The sequence below is a fragment of the Paraburkholderia sp. BR10872 genome, assembly GCF_040965835.1.
In the GTDB taxonomy this organism is placed as follows: Bacteria; Pseudomonadota; Gammaproteobacteria; order Burkholderiales; family Burkholderiaceae; genus Paraburkholderia; species Paraburkholderia nodosa_A.
In genome coordinates this window covers 48456-72284 of the sequence record NZ_JBFRCN010000031.1, presented here as the reverse complement: position 1 = coordinate 72284, position 23829 = coordinate 48456, and the positions used below count along the sequence as shown (strand labels likewise).

Sequence of the window (23829 nt, the reverse complement as noted above, 5' to 3'; positions counted from 1 at the left end):
CCGGAAAATTCCATGACTGATACGAACAACTCGCAACCCGACAACAGCAGCTATGGCGCCTCGTCGATCCAGATCCTCGAAGGTCTGGAGGCAGTGCGCAAGCGGCCCGGGATGTACATCGGCGACACGTCGGACGGCACCGGTCTGCACCATCTCGTCTTCGAAGTGCTGGACAACTCGATCGACGAAGCCCTCGCCGGCTACTGTAACGACATCCGCGTGGTGATCCACGCGGACAACTCCATCTCGATCACCGACAACGGCCGCGGCATTCCCACGGACGTGAAGATGGACGACAAGCACGATCCGAAGCGCAGCGCCGCCGAAATCGTCATGACCGAGCTGCACGCGGGCGGCAAGTTCGATCAGAACAGCTACAAGGTCTCGGGCGGCCTGCACGGCGTGGGCGTGTCGTGTGTAAACGCGCTTTCGAGCTTCCTGCGTCTCACGGTGCGCCGCAACGGCAAGAAGCACTTCATGGAATTTCACCGTGGCGTGCCGCAGAACCGTGTGCTCGAAGAGCGCGACGGCCACACGGTCTCGCCCATGCAACTGCTCGGCGACACCGAAAATCGCGGCACCGAAGTGCACTTCATGGCCGACGAAACCATCTTCGGCAGCGTGGAGTACCACTACGACATTCTCGCCAAGCGTATTCGCGAGCTCTCGTTCCTGAACAACGGCGTGCGCATCCGCCTGACCGACCAGCGCACGGGCAAGGAAGACGATTTCGCTTTCGCGGGCGGCGTGAAGGGCTTTGTCGAGTACATCAACAAGGCCAAGCAGGTCCTGCACCCGAACATCTTCTACATCTCGGGCGAGAAGGACGGCGTGGGCGTCGAAGTGGCGATGCAGTGGAACGACAGCTACAACGAAAGCGTACTGTGCTTCACGAACAACATCCCGCAGCGCGACGGCGGCACGCACTTGACCGGTCTGCGCGCGGCGATGACGCGCGTGATCAACAAGTACATCGCCGACAACGAAATCGCCAAGAAGGCCAAGGTGGAAACCTCGGGCGACGACATGCGCGAAGGTTTGTCGTGCGTGCTTTCGGTGAAGGTGCCGGAGCCGAAGTTCAGCTCGCAGACGAAGGACAAGCTGGTTTCCTCGGAAGTGCGCGCGCCGGTCGAAGACGTCGTGGCGAAGGCGCTCGAAGAGTTCCTGCTCGAAACGCCGAACGACGCGAAGACCATTTGCGGCAAGATCGTCGACGCCGCGCGCGCGCGTGACGCCGCGCGCAAGGCGCGCGAAATGACGCGCCGCAAGGGCGTGCTCGACGGCGTGGGCCTGCCTGGCAAGCTCGCCGACTGCCAGGAAAAGGATCCGGCGAAGTCGGAGGTCTATATCGTCGAGGGCGATTCGGCAGGCGGCTCGGCCAAGCAAGGCCGCGATCGCAAGTTCCAGGCGATCCTGCCGCTGCGCGGCAAGGTGCTGAACGTCGAAAAGGCTCGCTACGACAAGCTGCTGTCTTCCGAGCAGATCGTCACGCTGATCACCGCGCTCGGCTGCGGCATCGGCAAGGACGACTACAACCTCGACAAGCTGCGCTATCACCGCATCATCATCATGACCGACGCGGACGTGGACGGCGCGCACATCCGCACGCTGCTGCTCACGTTCTTCTATCGCCAGATGCCGGAGATGATCGAGCGCGGCTACGTGTATATCGCGCAGCCGCCGCTGTACAAGCTCAAGGCGGGCAAGGACGAGCGTTATCTCAAGGACGATTCGGAGCTCAACGCGCATATGCTGCGTCTCGCGCTGCAAGGCTCGGAGCTCGTGCCGAGCGAAGGCGCGACGCCGATCTCCGGCGACGCGCTCGGCGAACTCGCGCGCTCGTACCAGCTTGCGCGCGGCGTGGTGGATCGTCTCTCGCGTCTGTACGACGAGCGTGCGCTCGAAGCGATCATGGACGGCGTGGCGATCGACCTGTCGAGCGAAGCCTCGACCGAGGCTTCGGCGCGTGCACTCGAAGCGCAGCTGCGCGACGATCCGCTCAAGCCTGAAGTGAGCGTCGTGCCGATGTACGACCAGGTGCGCGAGCAACGTTCGCTGCGCGTGGAGCGCCGCCATCACGGCAACGTGAAGGTCTCGGTGATCGACGAGGAGTTCCAGCTCACCGCCGACTATCAGCAGCTCGTGAACACGGCCAATACCTTCAAGGGTTTGATCGGCAAGAACGCCGTGATCAAGCGCGGCGAGCGCAGCATGGCCGTGAACGACTTCAAGAGCGCGATGAAGTGGCTGATCGCCGACGCCGAGCGCAACGTGTCGAAGCAGCGCTATAAGGGGCTTGGCGAAATGAACCCCGGGCAGCTGTGGGAAACGACGATGGACCCGACGGTGCGGCGTCTGCTGCGCGTGCAGATCGAAGACGCGATCGCTGCCGACGGCATCTTCACGACGCTCATGGGCGACGACGTCGAGCCGCGTCGCGCGTTTATCGAAAGCAATGCGCTGCGGGCGGGGAATATCGACGTTTGATCGTCTACGCCTGCATTGAACAACAAACGCCCGGTTTCCCGGGCGTTTGTTTTTTGTACGGCCTCACGCCGCAACTCAAGCCGCGAAACCCACCGGGATGACATAGACGACGCTCTGCCCGGCAGGCAAACCGAGCGCGTGCGCTGCCTGCGGCCCATCGACCGCTCCCACGGGCACGGCGACGAGCCCGAGCGCAACGGCCTGCAGCAGCATGTTCTGGGCGGCGTGCCCGGCCTCCAGATCGCTATACACGCCGGCTCTCCCCCCATACCGCTGCTTGAGCCGGCCGGGATCGGCAGCCACCACGATCAAGGCCGGCGCCGCCCCGACAGACGCCTGGTTGAGTGCAAGCGCTTGCAGCTTGGGGCGCATGTCGGGCGTCGCTCGCGTCTGCGCGCGGTGGCCTTGAGGCACGTAGTGCATCACCTCTGCGGCGGTCACCATGTAGAGTTCAAGCGCAAACAAAGCGCCGGCCGAAGGCGCCGCGCGCTTGCCGTCCGGGCTGGTCACGCCCTGGCCGGCCCACAGCAGCTGGCCGATGGTCTCGACAGGCAACGCGTCGGACCGGAACCTGCGTACGGACCTGCGCCGCTGGATGGCATCCTCGAGAGAGACCGTGCCGGAGACTTTGGGCTTGGGCAGTGCGATCTCATTGGTGTACTTCGCCGGGCTCTCCTGCGCCTGGCTGGTGGAAACCTGGGTCATTGCGCCCGCAGCCAGCGCGGCCAGCAGTTCACGGCGTTTCATCCGGCGCCTCCATGAGTGACGGAGCAGGCCTCGATGGCCTTCGCGATTCTCACTGTTTCACGTTTTCGAGCGACACCCGGACCATGGCGCAATTTGATCAATAGTCACCACTGGCCCACTCGCAGAAGTTATAGACCGTAAATTCGAGATTGCGAGGTCCGATTCAACATCGCGATTTACAGCAGCGAAAAAGCGCCCTTGAGGGCGCCATTTTTTTGTGTGGAAGACAGCGGCAATTCGCGCTCTGCACTATCCACAGCCCCCGGCGGATAACTGCCGGAAAACCCCTGGAAATCACTGTGCATGAATCGGGGATAACTTCGTCTGCACGCAAACTGTGGAAAAGTTGCCAGCAGCTGCCTCGTGTTGTCCCGTTAACGCCCGCAAGGTTATGGTTTTTCCACAGCCTTGTTTACTCAATGGTTTTCCGGGGTTATCCACAGAATACCCAGGGGCTTGTTAACTATTACTACGTTTACGTATACATACGTTATTAAAACCTTAGAACCCTCGCATCGGAAACGAAGATGCCGCCGTAAACGTCCCGGCGGCATCGTTCGAAGTGTGCGAATCGCCTGCCTTATGCGAGCGGGATATAAAGCTCCGTCTTCAAATCGTCCGGCGCCGCCTCATCGGGCGTATTCAGATAAACCTCGAACGAAGGCGCCGAAAAGTCCGGCGTGCGTCCGAGCTTATTGAGCCCTTCGTTGTAAAACCAGATCCAAGCCTGGCCTAGCGCCTGATGCGGCCCCTTGTGCAGCATCATCGCGTGCTCGCCGCCACGCAGCTGGAACTTCTCAACGGGCGCCACGATCTCCACGTCGGTTTCGTGCCCCAGATGCAGCGCCGCTTTCGAGCGCAGCTTCGACTCTTCGACCGTATTGGGATCGTCGTAATAGATGCCGACCATCTTCGAGCCGGACGTGCGCACGTTGCGCTCGCCGAGCCATTGCGCGAGCGTGTAGAACGCGTCGCCGATCTTCATGTACGGACCCACGTGGCTGACGGCGAGCAGGTCCATCGGCTCGAGGGTGAGTAGTTTCACGTCGTGGTTTTGCATCATGGCGTCTCCTGGTGCGATGGCCGCGCGATGGCGCAGCGCCTGCGAACCAAGATAGCACCACGCCCGGTGCGACGCCCCTGGCGTGCCGGGCGCTCGAGCGTCACAAACTCACGCGTGTCACCGGATGCGCCTCGAGCCACGCGTTCTCTTCGTCGTCGTAGAGCCGCGAGCGCGTGAGAAAGCGCAGGCCCGTGGGTCGTTCGAGCGAAAACATGCCGCCGTTGCCTGGCACGGCGTCGATGATGAGCTGGGTGTGCTGCCAGTATTCAAACTGCGCCTGGGTCATATAGAACGGCATCCCGCCGATTTCTCCCAACTGCACGTCGGCATTGCCGACCATGAACTCGCCGACGGGAAAGCACATGGGCGCGCTGCCGTCGCAGCAGCCGCCCGACTGGTGAAAGAGCAGGGACCCGTGCTCGCGCGCCAACTGCTCGATCAGCGCGAGCGCGGCCGGCGTGGCGGTAACGCGTTCGACCATGTCGTGACGCTCCTCTCGAGAGGCTACGAAGGGGGCGTCGCGCGCAATTGCGGCCTCTCGACCGCCAACCAACGCGCGCGACGCTCAGGGCACGCAGTGCGTTCAGAAGAACCCGAGCGGCTGCTCGCTATAGCTCACGAGCAGGTTCTTCGTCTGCTGGTAGTGGTCGAGCATCATCTTATGGTTCTCGCGCCCGATGCCCGACTGTTTGTAGCCGCCGAACGCCGCGTGCGCCGGGTATGCGTGGTAGCAGTTGGTCCACACGCGCCCCGCCTGGATCGCGCGCCCGAAGCGGTAGGCACGCGTGCCGTCGCGCGTCCACACGCCTGCGCCGAGGCCGTAGAGCGTGTCGTTGGCGATTTCCAGTGCTTCCTCTTCGGTCTTGAAGGTGGTGACGGACACCACGGGTCCGAAAATCTCTTCCTGGAAGATGCGCATCTTGTTGTGGCCGCGGAAGACAGTGGGCTTGACGTAATAGCCCTCGCCGAGTTCGCCGGCGAGGCTGTTGCGCTCGCCGCCAATCAGGCACTGCGCGCCTTCCTGCTTGCCGAGGTCGATATACGAGAGGATTTTCTCGAGCTGCTCCTGCGAGGCCTGCGCGCCGATCATCGTCTTCGTGTCGAGCGGGTGGCCTTGCTGGATCGCCGCGACGCGCTTGAGCGCGCGCTCCATGAAGCGGTCATAGATCTTCTCGTCGATGAGCACACGCGACGGGCACGTGCACACCTCGCCCTGGTTGAGCGCGAACATCGCGAAGCCTTCGAGCGCCTTGTCGAAATAGCTGTCGTCATGGTCGAGCACGTCGGCGAAGAAGATGTTCGGGCTCTTGCCGCCGAGCTCCAGCGTCACGGGAATGATGTTCTGGCTCGCATACTGCATGATGAGACGGCCCGTGGTGGTTTCGCCCGTGAAGGCGATCTTGGCGATGCGCTTGTTCGAGGCGAGCGGCTTGCCGGCTTCGAGGCCGAAGCCGTTCACCACGTTGAGCACGCCGGCCGGCAGCAGGTCCTGAATCAGCTCGGTGAGCACGAGGAACGATGCGGGCGTCTGCTCGGCGGGCTTGAGCACGACGCAGTTACCGGCCGCGAGCGCGGGCGCGAGCTTCCACGCGGCCATGAGAATCGGGAAGTTCCACGGAATGATCTGGCCGACCACGCCCAGCGGCTCATGGAAGTGATACGCGACCGTATCGTGATCGATCTCCGAGATGCCGCCTTCCTGTGCGCGCACGCAGCCCGCGAAATAGCGGAAGTGGTCGGCGGCAAGCGGGATGTCGGCGGCGAGCGTTTCGCGCAGCGGCTTGCCGTTGTCGATGGTCTCGGCCACGGCGAGCTTGTGGAGGTTCTGCTCGATGCGATCGGCAATGCGGTTGAGGATATTCGCGCGCTCGGTGGGCGAAGTCTTGCCCCAGGCGGCTTTGGCCTTGTGTGCGGCGTCGAGCGCGAGTTCGATGTCGGCTTCGCGCGAGCGCGGGATGGACGTGAACGCGTGACCGGTGATCGGCGAAATATCGTCGAAATACTCGCCGCCGAGCGGCGCGACCCATTCGCCGCCGATGAAGTTGCCATACTGCTTCTTGTACGGGAATTCGGTAGTCAGGAATTGCATGTCCGCGTGATTCATCTGCGTGCTCCTCTGTGTTCTCGATCTCGATATGGATGGACGCGGCGAGGCCGCGCTACCGCGGCACGCTAACGCGAGAACCATGCCAGCGCGGCGGCGCAGCGGCGCTTTGCCGGGCGGTCGAGGCCCAGCGCGTCATGCCGCGCGAATGCGCTGCGCGCGAGCCTTCAGGTCGGAGAAAGGATTGCGTCAGGCCGGAACAGAAGGGCGGCCAACTGCTCAGGAAGTGAACAGCCTGGGAGCGTAATTGCGGCGGGAGTCGGAGATTTGCGGCGCGCGGGCCGCACTTGCGGTAGGCTTTGCACCCGTAACAGTCAGGAGAGTTTGCATGTCGAGTACATTCGTTTGCCGCAACCAGTCGTGCGGCACCCCGTGGGAACAGAGCGAGGTCGTGATCAAGAACGAAGGGCAGGGGCCCTTGTTCCGGTGTCCGCTGTGTGGCGCCCGTAACTATCTGGAGCAGTTCGAAGACGACGACGGCAACGTCGTCTATGAACAGGTGGACGGCAAGCCGTTCCTCTGAGCGCTGGCGGCTGGACGATCTGGATAGCGAGCGTGATGCCGAAGAGAGTCCGAAAAGCGAAGCATGCGGAGCGGACTTCGATGGTCCGGATTCCGAAGTTTTTCGCCATCCATGGCGTCTCGGACCTGGCAAGCGTGGAAAGTGAAAGACCGGCTTGCCGGTGACCGGCGAAGCGCAAGCGTCGGGCAGCTAGGCGCCGCTTTCAGCGGCGTCCATCCCCAATTTAGTCGGACTATTGGTTACCTATCTATACGGGTAGGCTGGCGAGCGCCCCGGAGCGTCCTACAGTACTTCATACGATAAGAAACCACGGCAGGACAACGGGGAAGGCCATGACATTCGTCGAACAGGAAATCGCGCACATCGCGCGCGTGATGCCACCGTCGCTGGCTGGCGATTTCGAAATGCCGGTGATGGGTGTCGCGTACTGGCGCAAGCGCTTGCACGCGCTTCTCAAGCAAAACCATCTAACCCACGTTCAGCTTTCGACCGTCGACACGCTGCTGCGCCAGCTCGACGGCTTCGAGGCGCTCGGCCGCTGGCTGCCGCGTCCGAAGCGGGCGTCGCGTCATGTGAGGCGCGTGAAGTAGTTCAGGCCCGTGGCCGCGGAGAAATGCAAAAAGCCCGATCGCAAGGATCGGGCTTTTTGGCTGAATTCGCTGGTGGGGCGTGAGTGACTCGAACACTCGACCTACGGATTAAGAGTCCGCTGCTCTACCAACTGAGCTAACGCCCCCAACAGAAGAAAGATTATGCAGGACTTTTCCGGGCTTGGCAAGCCCCTTCTGCAAATTATCTGAAAATAGTTTGTCGATGCGGTGCAGGCTCCGTATATACGCGGGCGTTTGTGCCTTCACCACGGGCGCCGTGCCGTCCCGGTATGATGTCGCCACGCTTGGGTCAAACCAGGTTTCGAGCTAGTCGCTGTGCACCGCCGGTTCGCCAAGGTCGGCTGTGATCGGCTGGAATCGTCGCACGGCAATCCACAAAGGCAAACGATGGACGACAACGCAATCGACGCGCTGCTGGAGCGCGTGCTGGCCCCTTGGGTGCGCGCGCTCGGGATGAAGCCCGTCGAGGTCTCGGAAGACAGCGCCACCTTGCGCCTGCCGTTTTCCGGCGAGCTGCGCCATTCGGGCGGCGTGATCTGCGGCCAGGTGTTCATGGCGGCGGCGGATACGGCCATGATCGTCGCGATCACGGCCGCGCTCGGCGGCTTCAAGCCCATGACGACTGTTGCGCTGAACACCAATTTCATGCGCGCGGTGCGCAAGGGCGACGTGGTCGTGACGGCGCGCGTGCTGCGCATGGGCCGCAATCTGGTGTTCGGTGAAATAGAACTCTACGACGAAGACGGCCGGATGGCCGTGCACGCGACCTCGACCTACGCGCTGCTCGATTAAGCTTGGCGCTTCCGATCGGTTTCGGTCGCTTCGAAGGACGTAGAAGGCATGTTCGATCAGGTGGTTTTCGCCGGCGGCGGCAATCGCTGCTGGTGGCAGGCGGGGTTCTGGGACATCGTCCAGCCCGAGCTGCGCATTCGCCCGCGCGTCATTACGGGCATCTCGGCGGGCGCGGCCACCGCGTGCATGCTCTACACGCGCGACGCCGACTGGGTCATGCGTTATTACGAGGAAGCGCTGCGCCACAACAAGCGCAACGCCTACTGGGGCAATCTGCTGCGCGGCGAGTCGGTGTTTCCGCATTACCGCATCTATCGCCAGGCGTTGCTCGACATCTACGGCGAGCCGTTCACGCAGCTTCAGGACGCGCCTGAGATCCGCATCGGCGTGTCGCATGTGCCGCGTTGGCTTGGCGCGCGCAGCGCCGTGGCGGCGGGTCTCATCGCGTACAACATCGAAAAACATATCCGCAAGACGCTGCACCCGACGCTCGGGCGCAGGCTCGGGTTTCATCCGGAATTCGTGACGGCGCAGGAATGCGCGAGCGTGGAGGATCTGGCCGATCTCATCCTGCAGTCGTCATGCACGCCGCCGTTCACGCCGGTGCTGCGGCGTGACGGCCGACCGGTGCTCGATGGCGGGATGGTCGACAACGTGCCGGTCGGCGCGCTCGACGACACGCCCGGCCGTGTGCTGGTGATGGTGACGCGGCTCTATCCGCGTCCGCAGATGTTCGTGGTGCGGCATCAGGCAACGCAGGGCGTGCAGCAGCGCCTTTACGTGCAGCCGTCGGCCAGGGTGCCGATCTCGAGCTGGGACTACACGAGCCCGCAGCAGATGCAGCACGCCTACAACCTCGGCCGCGTGGACGGCGAGCGGTTCCTCGCGCGTTTGCCCGAGGTCATGGAAGCGGCCGCTAACGCCTGAGCGCACGCGGCCGCATCGAAATCAGACGGAAAGACGCACGAAGAGCGGCGCGCGCCGCCCCGCTTACTTGCGGCGGCCGCCCTGCAGCGCTTCGGGGTTCGCGACGCTCACGTGATCGCCCGCGTCGAACGCGAGGATATTGCGGAACGCCCCGCCGAAGTACAGCTCGTAGCTCTCGCGCTCCACATAGCCGATGTGCGGCGTGCAGATCACGTTTTCCATGCGCAGCAGGCTGTAGCCCTGCAGGATCGGCTCGCTCTCGTACACGTCGATCGCGACCATGCCCGGCCGGTTGTGCGCGAGCGCGCCGAGCAGCGCATTTTCTTCCATCAGCTCCGCGCGGCTCGTGTTGACGAGCAGCGACGTGGGCTTCATGCGCAGCAGGTCTTCCTGCTTGACGATCCCGCGAGTGTCATCGTGCAGGCGTAGATGTAGCGACAAGACGTCGCTCTCTTCGAACAGCGCCTCGCGGCTTGCGGCGGCTTCGTAGCCGTCGGCGCGCGCCGCTTCGAGCGAATGCTCGCGGCCCCATACCAGCACGCGCATGCCAAAGGCCTTGCCGTAGCCGGCCACGAGCCGGCCGATCTTGCCGTAGCCCCAGATGCCGAGCGTTTGCCCGCGCATCACCTGGCCGAGGCCGAAGTTGGGCGGCATCGCCGAGGTCTTGAGGCCCGACTGCTGCCACGCGCCCTGCTTGAGGTTGGCGACGTACTGCGGAATGCGGCGCTGCGCGGCCATGATGAGCGCCCACGTGAGTTCGGCGGGCGCGACGGGCGAACCAGTGCCTTCGAGCACGGCGATGCCGCGCTCGGTACAGGCTTCGATGTCGATGTGCGGACCGGCCTTGCCCGTCTGGCTGATCATGCGCAGATGGGGGAGCTTGTCGAGCAGTTGCGAGGTGATGCGGGTGCGTTCGCGAATCAGGACGAGCGCGTCGACTTCGGCGAGGCGGCTGGCGAGTTGGCCGAGGCCGCGGACCGTGTTGTTGAAAACCTTGACCTCGTGGTCGGCGAGCAGTTGAAAGCAGTCGAGCTTGCGGACGGCGTCCTGGTAGTCGTCAAGGATGGCAATTTTCATGGCGGCGGGTTGTTTTGCGTGTTTTGCATCGCGCCTTTCGTAGCGCGACTTCGGTGTTCATCTGGTGGTTATCCCACTATGCAGCGCCGGGAAGGCTGGTATGAATATAGGGAGCCTTCACGTCGCTCGCCGCGTGCAGCAGCAGGCATTGCAATTGCGCAAGCCCGAGGCTACGCACGCAGGTTTTTGACGCGGCAATCAGCCGCGAATTCGCAACTTTTAACAGCTTGTCGGGCTCCGATGCAAGCCGCTTTACAGACGGTTTCGAACCCCAGGCTAGAGGACCTTGACGACCTGCCCAACTGCGCGAACCGATTCGCATGTTGATCTGCCATCGACATCCGGTTCGCAATGAGTTGCGCCTCTCGCGTGCAGCGTTGAAAAGGGCCGATTCTCTTTTTACAGCCCTAAAAATGGAGACAGCTCGATGAACCATCCCGATTACCAAGCCCAGGCCGCCGCACAGGTGCCCGCCTGGGTCCGGCACCGGAAACTGGTCGACTGGGTGCATAAAATCGCAGCGCATACGCAGCCCGATCGCATCGTCTGGTGCGATGGCTCCCAGGAAGAATACGACCGCCTGTGTGCGCAGATGGTCGAGGCCGGCACGATGCGCCGCCTTAATCCGCAGAAGCGTCCGAATTCGTATCTCGCCTGCTCCGACCCCTCGGACGTCGCGCGCGTGGAAGATCGCACCTTCATCTGCTCGCCCACCAAGGAAAATGCCGGCCCCACCAACAACTGGGTCGCGCCCGCCGAAATGCGCGCGACGCTCGACGGCCTGTTCGCAGGCTCGATGCGCGGCCGCACGATGTATGTCGTGCCGTTCTCGATGGGCCCGCTCGGCTCGCCCATCGCGCATATCGGCGTGGAGCTTTCCGATAGCCCCTACGTGGCCGTGAACATGCGCATCATGACGCGCATGGGCCGCGCCGTGTACGACGTGCTCGGCGAAGACGGCGCATTCGTGCCGTGCGTGCACAGCGTGGGCGCGCCGCTCGCAGCGGGCGAGCAGGACGTGCCGTGGCCGTGCAACAAGACGAAGTACATCGTCCACTTCCCGGAAACGCGTGAGATCTGGAGCTACGGCTCGGGCTACGGCGGCAATGCGCTGCTCGGCAAGAAGTGCTTCGCGCTGCGCATCGCTTCGACCATGGGCCGCGACGAAGGCTGGCTCGCCGAACACATGCTGATTCTCGGCGTGCGTTCGCCGGAAGGCCGCAAGTACCACGTCGCGGCGGCGTTCCCGTCGGCGTGCGGCAAGACCAACTTCGCCATGCTGATTCCGCCGCCTGCCATGAATGGCTGGGAAATCACCACGATCGGCGACGATATTGCGTGGATCAAGCCCGGCGGCGATGGCCGTCTCTACGCCATCAACCCCGAGGCCGGCTACTTCGGCGTGGCGCCGGGCACTGGTGAGAAGACCAATTTCAACGCCATGGCGACGCTCAAGGAGAACGTGATCTTCACGAACGTCGCGCTCACCGACGACGGCGACGTCTGGTGGGAAGGCATGACCGACGAACCGCCCACGCACGCGATCGACTGGCTCGGCAACGACTGGACGCCCGCCATCGGCAAGGAAACGGGCCGCAAGGCCGCGCATCCGAACGCGCGCTTCACGGCGCCCGCGTCGCAGTGCCCGTCGATCGATCCCGAGTGGGAGAACCCGAAGGGCGTGGCCATCGATGCGTTCATCTTCGGCGGCCGCCGTTCGACCACGGTGCCGCTCGTGACCGAGGCGCGCGACTGGACCGAGGGCGTCTACATGGCCGCGACCATGGGCTCGGAGACCACAGCCGCGGCCGCGGGGCAGCAGGGCGTGGTGCGGCGCGATCCGTTCGCGATGCTGCCGTTCTGCGGCTACAACATGGCCGACTACTTCGGGCATTGGCTCGACGTGGGCGAGCGCCTCGCCAAGGCCGGTGCGACGGTGCCGCGCATCTTCTGCGTGAACTGGTTCCGCAAGGGGCCGGATGGCAAGTTCGTGTGGCCGGGCTTCGGCGAGAACATGCGCGTGCTCGAGTGGATGGTGCGCCGTATCGAGGGCAAGGCCATAGGCGACGAGCATGCATTCGGCGTGTCGCCGCGCTACGGCGACCTCGACTGGAGCGGCCTGAACTTTACGCAGGAGCAGTTCGAACAGGTGATTTCAGTGGACGCCGACGCCTGGCGCGCCGAACTCGCGCTGCACGCCGAGCTGTTCGACAAGCTCGCTCATGGGTTGCCGCAAGTGTTGAAGGATGCTCGCAAGACGCTGGAAACGCGTCTCTAATCATGTAATGTGAGCGCTCACTATCTGGATGGCCGCCCGAGGGCGGCCATTTTTATTTCCGGGGTCGAATGCATTGGTGCGGTGCAGAGGCACGTCTGTTCGGCGTTAGAGCGACTATTTCGCTGCAACGCGCAAAATTGTTTCGTTCGAAGTAATAATCGGACCTCTGTTAATGCATTTTGGGGTGCAGTCGAAGAAATCGTAAAGAAAATAAGGGCTTCGGAGGCAACTTCTGCACGATTTCTGCTGTCGTAGGAGAATTCGCGGTTTCCTCCGCTGATTAACAGCGGGGTAGTAACAGGCAGGAGTTGTCTCATGGATCATTTGCAGTCGATGCGAGTATTCGTCAAAGTGGCCGACCTCGGCAGTTTCGCCCGGGCCGCTTCCGCGATGGATATCTCCAACGCAGTTGCGACGCGGCACGTTGCCGACCTGGAAGGTCGACTCGGCACGCGGTTGCTCAACCGCACGACCCGCAGTCTCTCCCTGACCGAATCGGGTCAGGTCTATCTCGAGCGCGCCCGCCAGATCCTCGATGAGCTCGAGGATGTCGAACAGATGGTCGTCGCGCGCAATCACGAACCTGTCGGCACGCTGCGCATCGTCGCGCCGGTCGTGTTCGGGCTCCACAACCTCGCTCCGGTGCTGCAGACCTACACGCAGCGCTATCCGCAGGTCATTCCCGACGTCACGCTGGTGGACCGTCAGGTCGATCTCGTCGAAGAGGGCTTCGATCTGGGCGTCGTGACCGCACGCCAGATGCGCAGCGCCAGCATCGTCACGCGCCGCCTCACCACGGGTTGCATGACGGTGTGCGCCACGCCCGCGTACCTCGAAAAGCACGGCACGCCCACGCGCCCCGAGCATCTCATGGAGCACCCGAGCCTCTCGCTGCCCTCCGAATACTGGGGGGACGAGCGCGTCTTCACGGGTCCGGACGGCGAAATCCGCGTGCGTCCGACCAATGTGATCGTGGCGAACAACACCGAGATGCTGCGCCAGTTCGCGCTGCTCGGCATGGGCATCGCGATCCTGCCGAGCTACCTGATCGGTCGCGACATGACGCGCGGGCGCCTCGTGCGGCTGCTTGGCGACTATCGTCTGCCGCAGGTGGAGATCAACGTCGCGTATCCGAGCCGGCGTCACCTGCCGGCCAAGGTGCGCACGTTCATCGACCATCTCGTCGAGCATTTCAGCCAGACGCCGAACAGCCAGCTTGGCGAGCAGTGGGTCAAGGACGGTCTTGCACGTCCGGCAGTGACGGCTCGCAACGGCGTTGCGGGCGACGACTACGATGGCGTGCAGCCAGCGCCGGGCGGTAGCCTGCACGACAGCGAGCACAACGGCACGGACGGCGAACGCGCGCCGAAGGCGGCGCGCGCTTCGGCAGCGCGTACCCGGACTTCGGCGATCTCGCCGCTATAAGCCCGATATCGCCGTTCATCGGTCGATAAAAAAGGCGCAGCTTCGAGAGAAGCTGCGCCTTTTTGCCTGTTGCGAGCGGGCCGGCGACGGCCCGGGAAGGGACGGCTTTACGACCCTGTCTTGCGCGCCGGCGTCTTGCGGGCGGCAGTCTTGCGCGCCGGTGCGGCTTTGGCGGCCGCCGTCTTGCGCGCGGGCTTCGCCTTGCCTTCTTCGGCCGAATCCGCCGCGTCGTTCGCGGCATCGTTCGTCGCCTCAGCCGAGGCAGCCGACTTCTTCGCGGCCGTCTTGGCCGCCGTCTTCGCGCTCGGCTCCTTCTTCTCGAACTCGAAGCCGATCTTGCCGTCCGGCTGTTTGACGAGGAAAGCCTTGAAGTTGCGGCCCGTACGCGACGACTTGAAGTTGGTCAGCAAGTCGGTGCGGCCTTCGGCAAGCAGCTTGGCCATCTGGTCGCGCGCGATCTCCTGCTGCAGGATCACCTTGCCCGAGCGGAAGTCGCAGGTCTTCGGATTCGCGACCGAGTGCTCGCACACGTAGCTCATGCCGTGCTCGTACACGCGTGCCTTGCACTTCGGGCACGCGCCCACCGGCTCCTGCTGCGAGAAGTCGGGCGCTTCGCCGTCTTCGGCGCCGGAGTCCTGGCCGAAGTCGAACTCGAGCTTGTAGTTCTTGATTTCGTCGTCGAACGAGAGCTTGAGGATGGCAGAGAACGGCCGGCCCATCTTGCTGCGGAAGCCCGAGAGCGGGCCGATCGTCTTGTTCTGCAGCAGTTCTTCCACTTCGGGGATTTCGAACTGGCGGCCGCCCGGAATCTTCGAGATCGAGAACTCGCACTTCGTGCAGGCGAAGCGGCGATAGTTTTCCTTCACCTGGCCGCCGCAATTCGGACACGGCGTTTGCAGCGTCGCGTAGTCGCCGGGGATCGTGTCCGAGTCGTATTCCTTCGCGCGCTTCACGATGGTCTGCGTCATGCGGGCGATTTCCTGCATGAACGCGTCACGCGGGAGTTTGCCGCGCTCCATCTGCGAAAGCTTGTACTCCCATTCGCCGGTGAGTTCCGGCGCGGTCAGTTCTTTCACGCCGAGACCGCGCAACAGCGTCATGAGCTGGAACGCCTTGGCCGTCGGGATCAGTTCGCGGCCTTCGCGCACGAGATACTTTTCGCCGAGCAGACCTTCGATGATCGCCGCGCGCGTGGCCGGCGTACCCAGGCCCTTGGCGGCCATGGCCTCGCGCAGCTCTTCGTCGTCCACGAGCTTGCCCGCGCCTTCCATGGCCGAGAGCAGCGTCGCTTCGTTGTAGCGCGCAGGCGGCTTGGTCACGAGTTGGTGCGCCGCGATCTTGTCGGTCTTGACCTTCTCGTCCTTCTTCACCGGCACGAGATTGGCGTCGTCGCCGCCCGCGTCGCGGCCATAGACCTGCAGCCAGCCCGGCTCGACCAGCACCTTGCCTTCGGTCTTGAAGTGATGCCCTGCGACTTCGGTGATACGCGTGGTGACGCGATATTCCGCCGCCGGGAAGAACACGGCGAGGAAGCGCTTCACGACGAGGTCGTACAGCTTCTGCTCGGGCTCCGAGAGCGACTTCGGCGCCTGCAGCGTGGGGATGATGGCGAAGTGGTCGCTGATCTTCGAGTTGTCGAAGATGCGCTTGTTCGGCTTCACCCAGCCCTTGTCGAGCACCTGCTTGGCGTGCGGCAGGTAGTTGTTGCTCTCCTTGAGCATCTCGAGCGTCTCTTTCACCGTGCCCATGTAATCCTCGGGCAGCGCGCGCGAGTCGGTACGCGGGTAGGTGAGCACCTTGTGCTTTTCGTACAGCGCCTGAGCGAGGCCGAGCGTGTTCTTGGCAGAAAAGCCAAAGCGGCCGTTCGCTTCACGCTGCAGGCTCGTCAGGTCGAAGAGCGCGGGCGAGAGCTGGGTGGACGGCTTCGATTCCTCGCTGACCGTGCCTTCGCGGCCATGGCAGGCCGCAACGATGGTCTCGGCGGCCGGCAGGCTCCAGAGGCGCGAATCGCGCTTTTCCGGATCGAACTCGTCCCTCTTGAATTTCGGGTCGTACCAGCGGCCTTCATAGAAGCCGCTCGCGCAGACGAACTCCGCACGCACTTCCCAATAGTCGCGCGGGATGAAGCGGCGGATTTTCTCTTCGCGTTCGACGACGATCGACAAGGTCGGCGTCTGAACGCGCCCAACCGTCGTGAGGAAGAAGCCGCCGCCCTTGCTGTTGAAGGCGGTCATCGCGCGCGTGCCGTTGATGCCGACGAGCCAGTCGGCTTCCGAGCGGCAGCGGGCGGCGTCGGCGAGCGGCTGCATGTCGTGGTCGCTGCGCAGGTTCGCGAAGCCGTCGCGGATCGCCTGCGGCGTCATCGACTGAAGCCACAGGCGCTGGACCGGCTGCTTCGCCTTCGCGTGCTGCGCGATCAGGCGGAAGATCAGCTCGCCCTCGCGCCCCGCGTCGCAGGCGTTGATGAGTTGCGTGACGTCCTTGCGCTTCATCAGCTTGTTGAGCACCTTGAGCCGCGATTCGCTCTTGGCGATCGGGTTCAGGTCGAAGTGCGGCGGGATCACGGGCAGGTGAGCGAAGCTCCACTTGCCGCGCTTGACCTCGTATTCTTCCGGCGCTGCGATTTCCAGCAGATGGCCGACTGCCGACGAGAGTACGTAGTCGTCGCTCTCGTAGTACTCGTCATGCTTGGTAAAACCGCCCAGCGCGCGCGCGATGTCGTTCGCGACGGACGGCTTCTCGGCGATGATCAGAGCTTTGGACATGACTGGTTGCTTGTGGGTGTTCCGGTTGGCGCCCCCGGGGCCGATGCCGCCTGAATGGGCGCTTGGGCGCGATGCCCGGCGTTGCTGCCCCGCTCGGGGGGCCGTTCTCGACCGCTTTATAGCACATGGCGCGTCGGCGTCGATTTTTGCGTCATCTCATGACGACACCCGCGCACCCGCCAGGGCGCCCAATCATAAGGGGGCGCCAGGCCGCGCGGCAAGCAGTGTGCCTGATCGGGGTCAGATGCTGGGTGCGCTCAAACCGCGCTCAGGACGGGGCGCAGCTTGGGCGCGTCGGACACGCCCGGTAGCGCCGTGAGGTCCGAAAGCATGCGCTCGACTACGGCGGCGTGCGGCAGGACCGTGCCGAAAAAGCGCGTGGCGTGACCGTCCTCGATCAGGATGGTCGGGAAGTTCTCGACATCGAGATCGTCGAAGCGGTCGGCATGGGTTTCGATGTCGATGTACGCAAAGCAGACATCGGGATGCGCCTCGGCGATGCGGTCGAACGTGGCACGGTAGTCGCGGCACGTCCCGCACCATTGCGCGCACAGGCACGCGACGAACAGCGTGTCCTGATTGCTGACGCGCTCGGCGATCTGGTCGGCGTCGGTGTCGAGGTCTAGCGCGGGCATGGTCGTTCCTTGCGTTCTCTTATATATAGAGCGGGGTATTTGGCGCGAATGTATCACGGCGACGCGGGAGCGGTGATGCTCCCCCAATCCGCGGCATCAGCCGCGCGAGGCCCGCACGAACCAGCCGCCGGGCAGGGCGTCGAGGTGTCCCGCGAGCTCGAGTTGCAGCAGCGTGCCTTGCAGCACCGCTTCGGCCATGTCGGTGCGCTGCGCGAGGATTTCAACCGTGGCGGGCGCGTGACCGAGCGCTTCGAGGAGGCGCCGGGCTTCAGCGCCAAGGCTGGCGGGCGATTTTCGTGCTTCAGCGCGATGCGCAGGCGGCGGCTCGGGACGGGGGAATTCGAGCGCCAGCTGTGGCGTCTCGTTTGCGTCGTCGCGCGGTATGCGATCGAACGGAACGGAGATCTTCTCGCGGCGCTGTTCCCGCGGCGACACAGGCGTGCGGCCTGCACTCGAGGGTTGCCCGACATCGAGCGCATCGAGTACCTCTTCGGGCGATTCGACCAGCTGCGCCCCCTGCTTGATGAGCCCGTGGCAGCCGCGCGTGAGCGGCGCGTGAATCGAGCCGGGCAGCGCGAAAACGTCGCGTCCCATTTCGTTGGCGAGCCGTGCCGTGATGAGCGAACCGGAACGTTGTGCGGCCTCGACCACCACCACGCCTTCGACGAGCGCGGCAATCACGCGGTTGCGCTGCGGAAAGTTCGCGGAGCGCGCCGGGGTGCCGAGCGGCCATTCGGAGACGAGCGCGCCGTGTGCGGCGATCTCCACGGCGAGCGGATGATGGGCCGGCGGATAGACGAGATCCGCGCCGGTGCCGGTCACGGCGACGGTGCCGCCCTGCTCGTGGAGTGCGCCGCGATGGGCGGCGCCGTCCACGCCGAGCGCGAGCCCCGACACGACGGTGAGACCCGACGCGGCGAGAGTGCGTGCGAAACGCGCGGCGTCCTCGACGGCCTGCGGCGTGGCGTTGCGGCTGCCCACGATGGCCACCGCGCGTGCGTGCAGCAACTCGAGCCGGCCCTTTGCGTAGAGCAGCGGCGGTGGATCGGGCATGTCGAGCAGGCGGCCCGGATAGGCCGGGTCGGCAAGCGTGATGAGCGCGTTGCCGGGCGCCGCGCGCCACGCCTGCAGGGCATCGAGTCGTGCCGCGAAGTCCGGCCGGGGCTCGGCCAGGGCGGCATGGGCGGCTTGCGCACCCGCCACCGCGGCGAGTGCGGCGAACGGCTGGGCCAGCACGTGTTGGGGCAGGCCGAACGCGCCGAGCAGCGCACGCAGCGCAGCGGGCCTCAGGCCGCGCGCGAGGGCGAGGCGCAGCCAGGCGGCCAGTTCTTCGGCAGACAGCGGCAAGGTCGTCGGCATTGCGTTCCCCGGGCGCGGACGGTTTGCCGCACCTCGTGATAAAATTTTCACCATCCGAAATACACCGTGGCGTCCTTACCCGTGGCATTGCGCGCACGCCTTCGCGCGCAGCGCGTCCGCACGGGCGACACGCGCGTTCAACGTTGAATTGCGGCCCTTTCGTCCGAATATGAGGAGATATCCTCCCTATCCGGCCTGGGACCCGCAAGCTGGCCGAATGGCCAGGCCGCGCATCGTTCCCTGTGCCAGGCTCTTTCAGGCGCCCAACGAGAAACCCGTCAAATCATGGCTCTACTGAACATTCTTCATTACCCGGACAAGCGTCTGCACAAGGTCGCAAAGCCGGTCGAGGCGGTCAACGACCGCATCCGCAAACTGGTCGCCGACATGGCCGAAACCATGTACGCCGCGCCGGGCGTCGGTCTCGCGGCCACCCAGGTCGACGTGCATGAGCGCGTCGTGGTGATCGACGTGTCCGACGCGCACGACGAACTGCGCGTGTTCATCAACCCGGAAATCATCTGGTCGAGCGACGAGCGCGAAGTGCACGAGGAAGGCTGTCTTTCCGTGCCGGGCATCTACGATGAAGTCGAGCGCGCGGAAAAGGTGCGCGTGCGCGCGATGAACGAAAAGGGCGAGACCTACGAGGTGGACTGCGAAGGGCTGCTCGCCGTGTGCATCCAGCACGAAATGGATCACCTGATGGGCAAGGTGTTCGTCGAATACCTGTCGTCGCTCAAGCAGACGCGCATCCGCAGCAAGATGAAGAAGCTCGAACGCGCGATGTAATCGCGATCTGACCGTCTCTTTCTTCATCAACCCGCCGCCACGCACCGAGCGCCCATGAGCCACACCCTTCGCGTCATCTTCGCCGGCACGCCGGAATTCGCCGCCGCGGCGCTCGCGGCGATTCACGAAGCGGGCTTTGCCGTGCCGCTCGTCCTGACCCAGCCGGACCGCCCGGCAGGCCGCGGCATGAAACTCCAGGCAAGCCCGGTCAAGCGCTATGCGCAGGAGCACGGCATGGCCGTCGCCCAGCCGCCGTCGCTGCGCCGGACCGGCAAGTATCCGCAGGAAGCCGCCGCGGCGCTGGACCTGCTGCGCGCCACGCCGCACGACGTGATGGTGGTCGCAGCCTACGGGCTGTTGCTGCCGCAGGAAGTGCTGGATATCCCGCCGCGCGGCTGCATCAACATTCATGGGTCCATCCTGCCGCGCTGGCGCGGTGCGGCGCCGATTCATCGCGCGATCGAAGCTGGCGACACCGAAACCGGCATCACGCTCATGCAGATGGACGCGGGGCTCGACACCGGCCCGATGATCTCCGAGGTGCGCACGCCGATCGCGCCGGGCGACACCACAGCGACGCTGCACGACCGCCTGGCGCAACTCGGCGCGCAGCTGATCGTGGACGGGCTCGCCGCGCTCGAGCGCGACGGTGCGCTGCCCGCCACGCCGCAGCCGGCCGAAGGCGCGACTTACGCCGAGAAGATCGGCAAGCAGGAAGCCGCGCTCGACTGGCGCCGGCCGGCGGTGGCGCTCGCGCGGCAGATTCGCGCGTTCGACCCGTTCCCGGGCGGCGCGGCCACGCTGGACGGCGCGCAGCTCAAGCTGTGGGCCGCCGAGCCGGTCGAGCGTACGTCGACCGCCGCCGGCGAGCCGGGTGAGATTCTCGAAGTCAGCCCGGCGGGCGTGGTGGTGGCCTGCGGCGAGGGCGCGCTGCGCCTCACGCAACTGCAAAAGCCGGGCGGCAAGCGGCTGCCCGCGCGCGAATTCCTGGCCGGTATGCCGCTGGCGGCGGGGCAGCGGTTCCAGCTGCCGGAGACCCCGGCGGCCTGAACCCGGGCTCGCGCCAGCGCCTGAAAACGCGCCGCCAGGCCAAGTGCTGCGCGGCTCCCGGCGCGCTAGAATCAATGGCGTTTGAAGCGCGTTTTTCGATTTTGAGGTTGGCATGCTCGGCATTACCCATTTCGGTTTCTTTCTCGTCGCCGTATTTCTCCTGAACGTGACGCCGGGGCCCGACACGGCCTATATCGTCGGCCGCAGCGTCGCGCAGGGCCGCGGTGCGGGGCTCGTTTCCGCACTGGGTATCTCGGCGGGCTGCTGTGTGCACACGCTCGCCTGCGCGTTCGGTCTGACCGCGCTGCTCGCGGCGTCGGCCACGGCGTTCACGGTCATCAAGATCGTGGGCGCGATCTATCTCGTGTATCTCGGCGTGCGCCTCGTTCTCACGAAGCACGAAGCCAGGCCCGCCGAAGGCGCCCCGCAGGCCACGGCCCCTGCCGCCGCCCCGCGCCCGCTCCGCCAACTGTTCGTTTCGGGTTTCTGCACCAACGTGCTCAACCCGAAGGTGGTGCTGTTCTTCGTTTCGTTTTTCCCGCAGTTCGTGACCACGGGGACGGAGCACAAGGCCCTCGCTTTCCTCACACTCGGCGCCGTGTTCATGCTGATGAGCACGGTCTGGAACAGCTTCGTCGCGTGGGTGGCGGGCAGCGTCACGCAGCGCTTCTCGGGCAAGCCGGGCGTCAAGAAGTGGCTCGATCGCACGGTCGGCTCGGCGTTTGTCGGGCTGGGCCTGAAGCTCGCGACCGCCACGCGATGAGATTGAATTTTTCGCATCTGCCCATATATAACAAATCGCTTACAATGCGCTCGCTCAAAGCTAGCTGACCGGCTGGCGGCGGGCGTTCAACGATCGATTTGATCCCCTGGTGGGTGAAGGAGCACAGCACATGTTCAACTGGGTCAAAACCGCGATGTTGATGGCCGCGATTACGGCCCTTTTCATCGTGATTGGCGGGCTGATCGGCGGGCATCGCGGGATGGTGCTGGCGCTGTTCTTCGCGCTCGCCATGAACTTCTTCTCGTACTGGTATTCGGACAAGATGGTCCTGCGCATGTACAACGCGCAGGAGGTCGACGAGACCACGGCGCCGCAGTTCTATCGCATGGTCCGCGATTTGTCCACGCGGGCGGGCCTGCCGATGCCGCGCGTCTACCTCATCAACGAAGATGCGCCCAACGCCTTCGCCACCGGCCGCAATCCCGAGCACGCAGCGGTCGCGGCGACCACGGGCATCCTGCGCGTGCTGTCCGAACGTGAAATGCGCGGCGTCATGGCGCACGAGCTGGCGCACGTGAAGCACCGCGACATTCTGATCTCGACCATCTCGGCCACCATGGCCGGCGCGATCTCGGCGCTCGCCAACTTCGCGATGATCTTCGGCGGCCGCGACGAGAACGGCCGTCCCGCGAACCCCATCGCGAGCATCGCCGTGGCGCTGCTCGCACCGATCGCGGGCGCGCTGATCCAGATGGCGATTTCGCGTGCGCGCGAATTCGAGGCGGACCGCGGCGGCGCCGAGATTTCCGGCGATCCGCAGGCGCTCGCTTCGGCGCTCGACAAGATCCACCGCTACGCGCAGGGCATTCCGTTCCCGGCGGCCGAAGAGCATCCGGCCACGGCGCAGATGATGATCATGAATCCGCTGTCGGGCGGCGGGTTGCAGAACCTCTTCAGCACGCACCCGTCCACGGAAGAGCGCATCCGCCGCTTGATGGAAATGGCTGCAGGTGGCCAACGCTAAAGCGACGACCGGTAGCCGGTGACGAAAAAAACGCCTCCTCGGAGGCGTTTTTTATTCAGCCCGTCGCCGCGGCGTCGCCGTCCATATGTCGGGCGCCCGCTCGCGCCGAAACCCGCAACGCCCGTTGACGCAGCGACACCACGAAGAATACGAAATAAACGCCGATGAACCAGGACACGTCGAGCGCGTAGTAGACGTGCCCGAACTTGACGACGATCCACGCGGCGATGAACGCCAACGGTACGGCGTAGAAAAACACGCGATCCATCCGGTTGTCTTCTTTGCTGCTCTGGAAGAGCGAAACGTAGCAGCACGCAAAAAACGGCGCGATGTCGTATTCCTTCATTCTCGGATTCAGCGCGAGACAGAACGCGAGCGCATAGAACAGCCTGCCAGGCACGCTTGCGTTTTCAGCAACCATGAGCCGCCGCCCGCGCAATGGATTGACCGCGTACATGAATAGCGCCACGACCACCAGCTCGTAGAGCAGTACGTCGTCCAGGGTCGACAGCGCACGCACGTGTTGTTCGAGTATCCCGAACAGCACGAGTCCGGAATCGTTCTGGGCGAGCATCTGCCAGCGCAGCAGGGTTTCGAAGTCGGTCCACAGGCGCGGTTCCAGCGCGAGCTGCGCGATGGTTGCCAGCGCAACGCACAAGGGCACGGCGATGAAATAGCGCATGCCTTTGGGGATAAAAAAGAACACGACGGCGTAGGTCAGGAAATAGATCTTGATGGAGGCAAACAGGGCGATGAAAAAAGCCAGCGCGCAATACTTTGCCGTCGCGCCACGGCTGTCGTGCGAAGCCGAAGCCGCATAAAAAAGCGCAATGATCAGCAGGTGGCCGAAGATCGCAAAATTGCCCGTGAGGATGCCTCCCACGCCCGCGCCGCCGGTCAGAAACCCAAGCGCGCCAGCGACGATGAAATCCGCATGCCTGATGCTGTAGGCCAGATAGATCAGCGACGCGACAACGAATGCCAGATAGAGCCAGTGAAACGGCACGCGCGAGAACAGATTCAGGAAGATGGGCGGATAGATGAAGGGGAATCCGTGCGGAATATACGGATTCGCGCCGCGCTTGAATTGATCGAGCGCGTACGCGTACACCTTGTAGTCCCAGAAAGGCGAGAACAGCTTTCCCCGTCCCTGCTGGTACACAGAAAAGAGAGCAACGAAGGCGAGGAACGCGAAGTCTTGTTTCTTCCCGAGTCGTTTCATGATGGCCGCTACGTCGCAGGGAGGAGGGGCGTTTTCTGTCGCCATCATGAGGCGAGCGGTTAGTCGGTATCCGCCAATATGTATCCCTGCGCTTGCCTTGCTATCCGCGCGCTGGCGCGGTGCCGTCAACGGGAATCGCGCCGGCTCGCAGTGTTGCGCGCTCGCCACGCTACAATGGCTCGCTTGTGCATTACTGACGCCGCGACTCACAGCGGCCCGCATCCGGT

At 64.2% G+C, this 23829-nt stretch carries 20 protein-coding genes and 1 tRNA gene; 11 read left to right on the top strand and 10 right to left on the bottom strand.

Annotated elements, in window-relative coordinates:
- Window positions 1-12: 12 nt before the first annotated feature.
- Window positions 13-2487 carry a DNA topoisomerase (ATP-hydrolyzing) subunit B gene (gene gyrB, locus AB4Y43_RS23265; RefSeq protein ID WP_368728888.1) on the top strand — a complete coding sequence of 825 codons (2475 nt, stop codon included), beginning with the start codon at window positions 13-15 and terminating at the stop codon, window positions 2485-2487.
- Window positions 2488-2562: 75 nt separating this feature from the next.
- Here the strand turns inward: gyrB and AB4Y43_RS23260 are convergent, their stop codons facing one another.
- From AB4Y43_RS23260 to adh, 4 genes are all read right to left on the bottom strand, one after another.
- The gene (locus AB4Y43_RS23260) at window positions 2563-3234 is read right to left on the bottom strand and encodes a SagB/ThcOx family dehydrogenase (RefSeq protein ID WP_069264568.1); all 672 of its coding nucleotides are present in this window, start codon (window positions 3232-3234) and stop codon (window positions 2563-2565) included.
- Window positions 3235-3814: 580 nt separating this feature from the next.
- Entirely contained in the window at window positions 3815-4297 is a 483-nt protein-coding gene (locus AB4Y43_RS23255; RefSeq protein WP_368728887.1) for a GyrI-like domain-containing protein, read from the bottom strand.
- Between the two features lie 100 nt (window positions 4298-4397).
- Window positions 4398-4778 (bottom strand): DUF779 domain-containing protein, encoded by a 381-nt coding sequence (locus tag AB4Y43_RS23250; protein ID WP_368704020.1) that lies wholly within the window; start codon window positions 4776-4778, stop codon window positions 4398-4400.
- A gap of 102 nt (window positions 4779-4880) precedes the next feature.
- Window positions 4881-6401 (bottom strand): aldehyde dehydrogenase, encoded by a 1521-nt coding sequence (adh, locus tag AB4Y43_RS23245; RefSeq protein ID WP_368682668.1) that lies wholly within the window; start codon window positions 6399-6401, stop codon window positions 4881-4883.
- A 328-nt stretch (window positions 6402-6729) separates the two neighbouring features.
- Here adh and AB4Y43_RS23240 point away from each other — a divergent pair, with 328 nt between their 5' ends.
- Together AB4Y43_RS23240 and AB4Y43_RS23235 are read left to right on the top strand one after the other, a co-directional pair.
- Complete coding sequence (locus AB4Y43_RS23240) at window positions 6730-6924, top strand: hypothetical protein (protein ID WP_069264575.1); 195 nt, start codon at window positions 6730-6732, stop codon at window positions 6922-6924.
- A 332-nt stretch (window positions 6925-7256) separates the two neighbouring features.
- Window positions 7257-7514 carry a hypothetical protein gene (locus tag AB4Y43_RS23235; protein WP_342949132.1) on the top strand — a complete coding sequence of 86 codons (258 nt, stop codon included), beginning with the start codon at window positions 7257-7259 and terminating at the stop codon, window positions 7512-7514.
- Window positions 7515-7584: 70 nt separating this feature from the next.
- On the opposite strand, the gene AB4Y43_RS23230 is transcribed toward AB4Y43_RS23235, so the two are convergent.
- Window positions 7585-7660 (bottom strand) — tRNA-Lys (locus AB4Y43_RS23230).
- A gap of 262 nt (window positions 7661-7922) precedes the next feature.
- Between AB4Y43_RS23230 and AB4Y43_RS23225 the strand changes: the two genes are divergently transcribed.
- Entirely contained in the window at window positions 7923-8327 is a 405-nt protein-coding gene (locus AB4Y43_RS23225; protein WP_368728886.1) for a PaaI family thioesterase, read from the top strand.
- Between the two features lie 48 nt (window positions 8328-8375).
- Window positions 8376-9254, top strand: coding sequence for a patatin-like phospholipase family protein (locus AB4Y43_RS23220; RefSeq protein ID WP_342949131.1), 879 nt, complete (start codon window positions 8376-8378; stop codon window positions 9252-9254).
- A gap of 63 nt (window positions 9255-9317) precedes the next feature.
- Here the strand turns inward: AB4Y43_RS23220 and AB4Y43_RS23215 are convergent, their stop codons facing one another.
- On the bottom strand, window positions 9318-10331 hold the full coding sequence (locus AB4Y43_RS23215; protein ID WP_069264581.1) for a D-2-hydroxyacid dehydrogenase family protein: 1014 nt from the start codon (window positions 10329-10331) through the stop codon (window positions 9318-9320).
- A 427-nt stretch (window positions 10332-10758) separates the two neighbouring features.
- Between AB4Y43_RS23215 and AB4Y43_RS23210 the strand changes: the two genes are divergently transcribed.
- Window positions 10759-12609 carry a phosphoenolpyruvate carboxykinase (GTP) gene (locus tag AB4Y43_RS23210; protein ID WP_368728885.1) on the top strand — a complete coding sequence of 617 codons (1851 nt, stop codon included), beginning with the start codon at window positions 10759-10761 and terminating at the stop codon, window positions 12607-12609.
- Window positions 12610-12924: 315 nt separating this feature from the next.
- Window positions 12925-14034, top strand: a complete 1110-nt coding sequence (locus AB4Y43_RS23205) for a LysR family transcriptional regulator (protein WP_368603758.1) — start codon at window positions 12925-12927, stop codon at window positions 14032-14034.
- Window positions 14035-14141: 107 nt separating this feature from the next.
- On the opposite strand, the gene AB4Y43_RS23200 is transcribed toward AB4Y43_RS23205, so the two are convergent.
- From AB4Y43_RS23200 to dprA, 3 genes are all read right to left on the bottom strand, one after another.
- Complete coding sequence (locus AB4Y43_RS23200; RefSeq protein ID WP_069264587.1) at window positions 14142-16799, bottom strand: DNA topoisomerase III; 2658 nt, start codon at window positions 16797-16799, stop codon at window positions 14142-14144.
- 257 nt (window positions 16800-17056) lie between these two features.
- A complete protein-coding gene (locus AB4Y43_RS23195) occupies window positions 17057-17434 on the bottom strand; it encodes a thioredoxin family protein (RefSeq protein WP_342949129.1) in 378 nt (125 codons plus the stop codon).
- 96 nt (window positions 17435-17530) lie between these two features.
- Complete coding sequence (gene dprA, locus AB4Y43_RS23190; protein WP_368728884.1) at window positions 17531-18793, bottom strand: DNA-processing protein DprA; 1263 nt, start codon at window positions 18791-18793, stop codon at window positions 17531-17533.
- A 285-nt stretch (window positions 18794-19078) separates the two neighbouring features.
- Here dprA and def point away from each other — a divergent pair, with 285 nt between their 5' ends.
- The 4 genes from def to htpX all read left to right on the top strand — a co-directional run bounded on the left by def (window position 19079) and on the right by htpX (window position 22380).
- The gene (gene def / locus AB4Y43_RS23185; protein WP_322031547.1) at window positions 19079-19582 is read left to right on the top strand and encodes a peptide deformylase; all 504 of its coding nucleotides are present in this window, start codon (window positions 19079-19081) and stop codon (window positions 19580-19582) included.
- Window positions 19583-19636: 54 nt separating this feature from the next.
- A complete protein-coding gene (fmt, locus tag AB4Y43_RS23180) occupies window positions 19637-20632 on the top strand; it encodes a methionyl-tRNA formyltransferase (protein WP_368728883.1) in 996 nt (331 codons plus the stop codon).
- Between the two features lie 112 nt (window positions 20633-20744).
- On the top strand, window positions 20745-21395 hold the full coding sequence (locus AB4Y43_RS23175) for a LysE family translocator (protein WP_342949126.1): 651 nt from the start codon (window positions 20745-20747) through the stop codon (window positions 21393-21395).
- A 130-nt stretch (window positions 21396-21525) separates the two neighbouring features.
- Window positions 21526-22380: a zinc metalloprotease HtpX gene (gene htpX, locus AB4Y43_RS23170; protein ID WP_069264601.1), complete on the top strand. Its 855-nt coding sequence runs from the start codon at window positions 21526-21528 to the stop codon at window positions 22378-22380.
- Window positions 22381-22435: 55 nt separating this feature from the next.
- Here the strand turns inward: htpX and AB4Y43_RS23165 are convergent, their stop codons facing one another.
- Window positions 22436-23824, bottom strand: a complete 1389-nt coding sequence (locus tag AB4Y43_RS23165) for a hypothetical protein (RefSeq protein WP_368728882.1) — start codon at window positions 23822-23824, stop codon at window positions 22436-22438.
- Between the last annotated feature and the right edge of the window lie 5 nt (window positions 23825-23829).

What these genes read in the sequence shown, in the direction of transcription:
- gyrB (WP_368728888.1), top strand. Translation starts at nt 13, where the DNA reads ATGACTGATACGAACAACTCGCAACCCGACAACAGCAGCTATGGCGCC.
- AB4Y43_RS23260 (WP_069264568.1), bottom strand. Translation starts at nt 3,234, where the DNA reads ATGAAACGCCGTGAACTGCTGGCCGCGCTGGCTGCGGGCGCAATGACC.
- AB4Y43_RS23255 (WP_368728887.1), bottom strand. Translation starts at nt 4,297, where the DNA reads ATGATGCAAAACCACGACGTGAAACTACTCACCCTCGAGCCGATGGAC.
- AB4Y43_RS23250 (WP_368704020.1), bottom strand. Translation starts at nt 4,778, where the DNA reads ATGGTCGAACGCGTTACCGCCACGCCGGCCGCGCTCGCGCTGATCGAG.
- adh (WP_368682668.1), bottom strand. Translation starts at nt 6,401, where the DNA reads ATGAATCACGCGGACATGCAATTCCTGACTACCGAATTCCCGTACAAG.
- AB4Y43_RS23240 (WP_069264575.1), top strand. Translation starts at nt 6,730, where the DNA reads ATGTCGAGTACATTCGTTTGCCGCAACCAGTCGTGCGGCACCCCGTGG.
- AB4Y43_RS23235 (WP_342949132.1), top strand. Translation starts at nt 7,257, where the DNA reads ATGACATTCGTCGAACAGGAAATCGCGCACATCGCGCGCGTGATGCCA.
- AB4Y43_RS23225 (WP_368728886.1), top strand. Translation starts at nt 7,923, where the DNA reads ATGGACGACAACGCAATCGACGCGCTGCTGGAGCGCGTGCTGGCCCCT.
- AB4Y43_RS23220 (WP_342949131.1), top strand. Translation starts at nt 8,376, where the DNA reads ATGTTCGATCAGGTGGTTTTCGCCGGCGGCGGCAATCGCTGCTGGTGG.
- AB4Y43_RS23215 (WP_069264581.1), bottom strand. Translation starts at nt 10,331, where the DNA reads ATGAAAATTGCCATCCTTGACGACTACCAGGACGCCGTCCGCAAGCTC.
- AB4Y43_RS23210 (WP_368728885.1), top strand. Translation starts at nt 10,759, where the DNA reads ATGAACCATCCCGATTACCAAGCCCAGGCCGCCGCACAGGTGCCCGCC.
- AB4Y43_RS23205 (WP_368603758.1), top strand. Translation starts at nt 12,925, where the DNA reads ATGGATCATTTGCAGTCGATGCGAGTATTCGTCAAAGTGGCCGACCTC.
- AB4Y43_RS23200 (WP_069264587.1), bottom strand. Translation starts at nt 16,799, where the DNA reads ATGTCCAAAGCTCTGATCATCGCCGAGAAGCCGTCCGTCGCGAACGAC.
- AB4Y43_RS23195 (WP_342949129.1), bottom strand. Translation starts at nt 17,434, where the DNA reads ATGCCCGCGCTAGACCTCGACACCGACGCCGACCAGATCGCCGAGCGC.
- dprA (WP_368728884.1), bottom strand. Translation starts at nt 18,793, where the DNA reads ATGCCGACGACCTTGCCGCTGTCTGCCGAAGAACTGGCCGCCTGGCTG.
- def (WP_322031547.1), top strand. Translation starts at nt 19,079, where the DNA reads ATGGCTCTACTGAACATTCTTCATTACCCGGACAAGCGTCTGCACAAG.
- fmt (WP_368728883.1), top strand. Translation starts at nt 19,637, where the DNA reads ATGAGCCACACCCTTCGCGTCATCTTCGCCGGCACGCCGGAATTCGCC.
- AB4Y43_RS23175 (WP_342949126.1), top strand. Translation starts at nt 20,745, where the DNA reads ATGCTCGGCATTACCCATTTCGGTTTCTTTCTCGTCGCCGTATTTCTC.
- htpX (WP_069264601.1), top strand. Translation starts at nt 21,526, where the DNA reads ATGTTCAACTGGGTCAAAACCGCGATGTTGATGGCCGCGATTACGGCC.
- AB4Y43_RS23165 (WP_368728882.1), bottom strand. Translation starts at nt 23,824, where the DNA reads ATGCGGGCCGCTGTGAGTCGCGGCGTCAGTAATGCACAAGCGAGCCAT.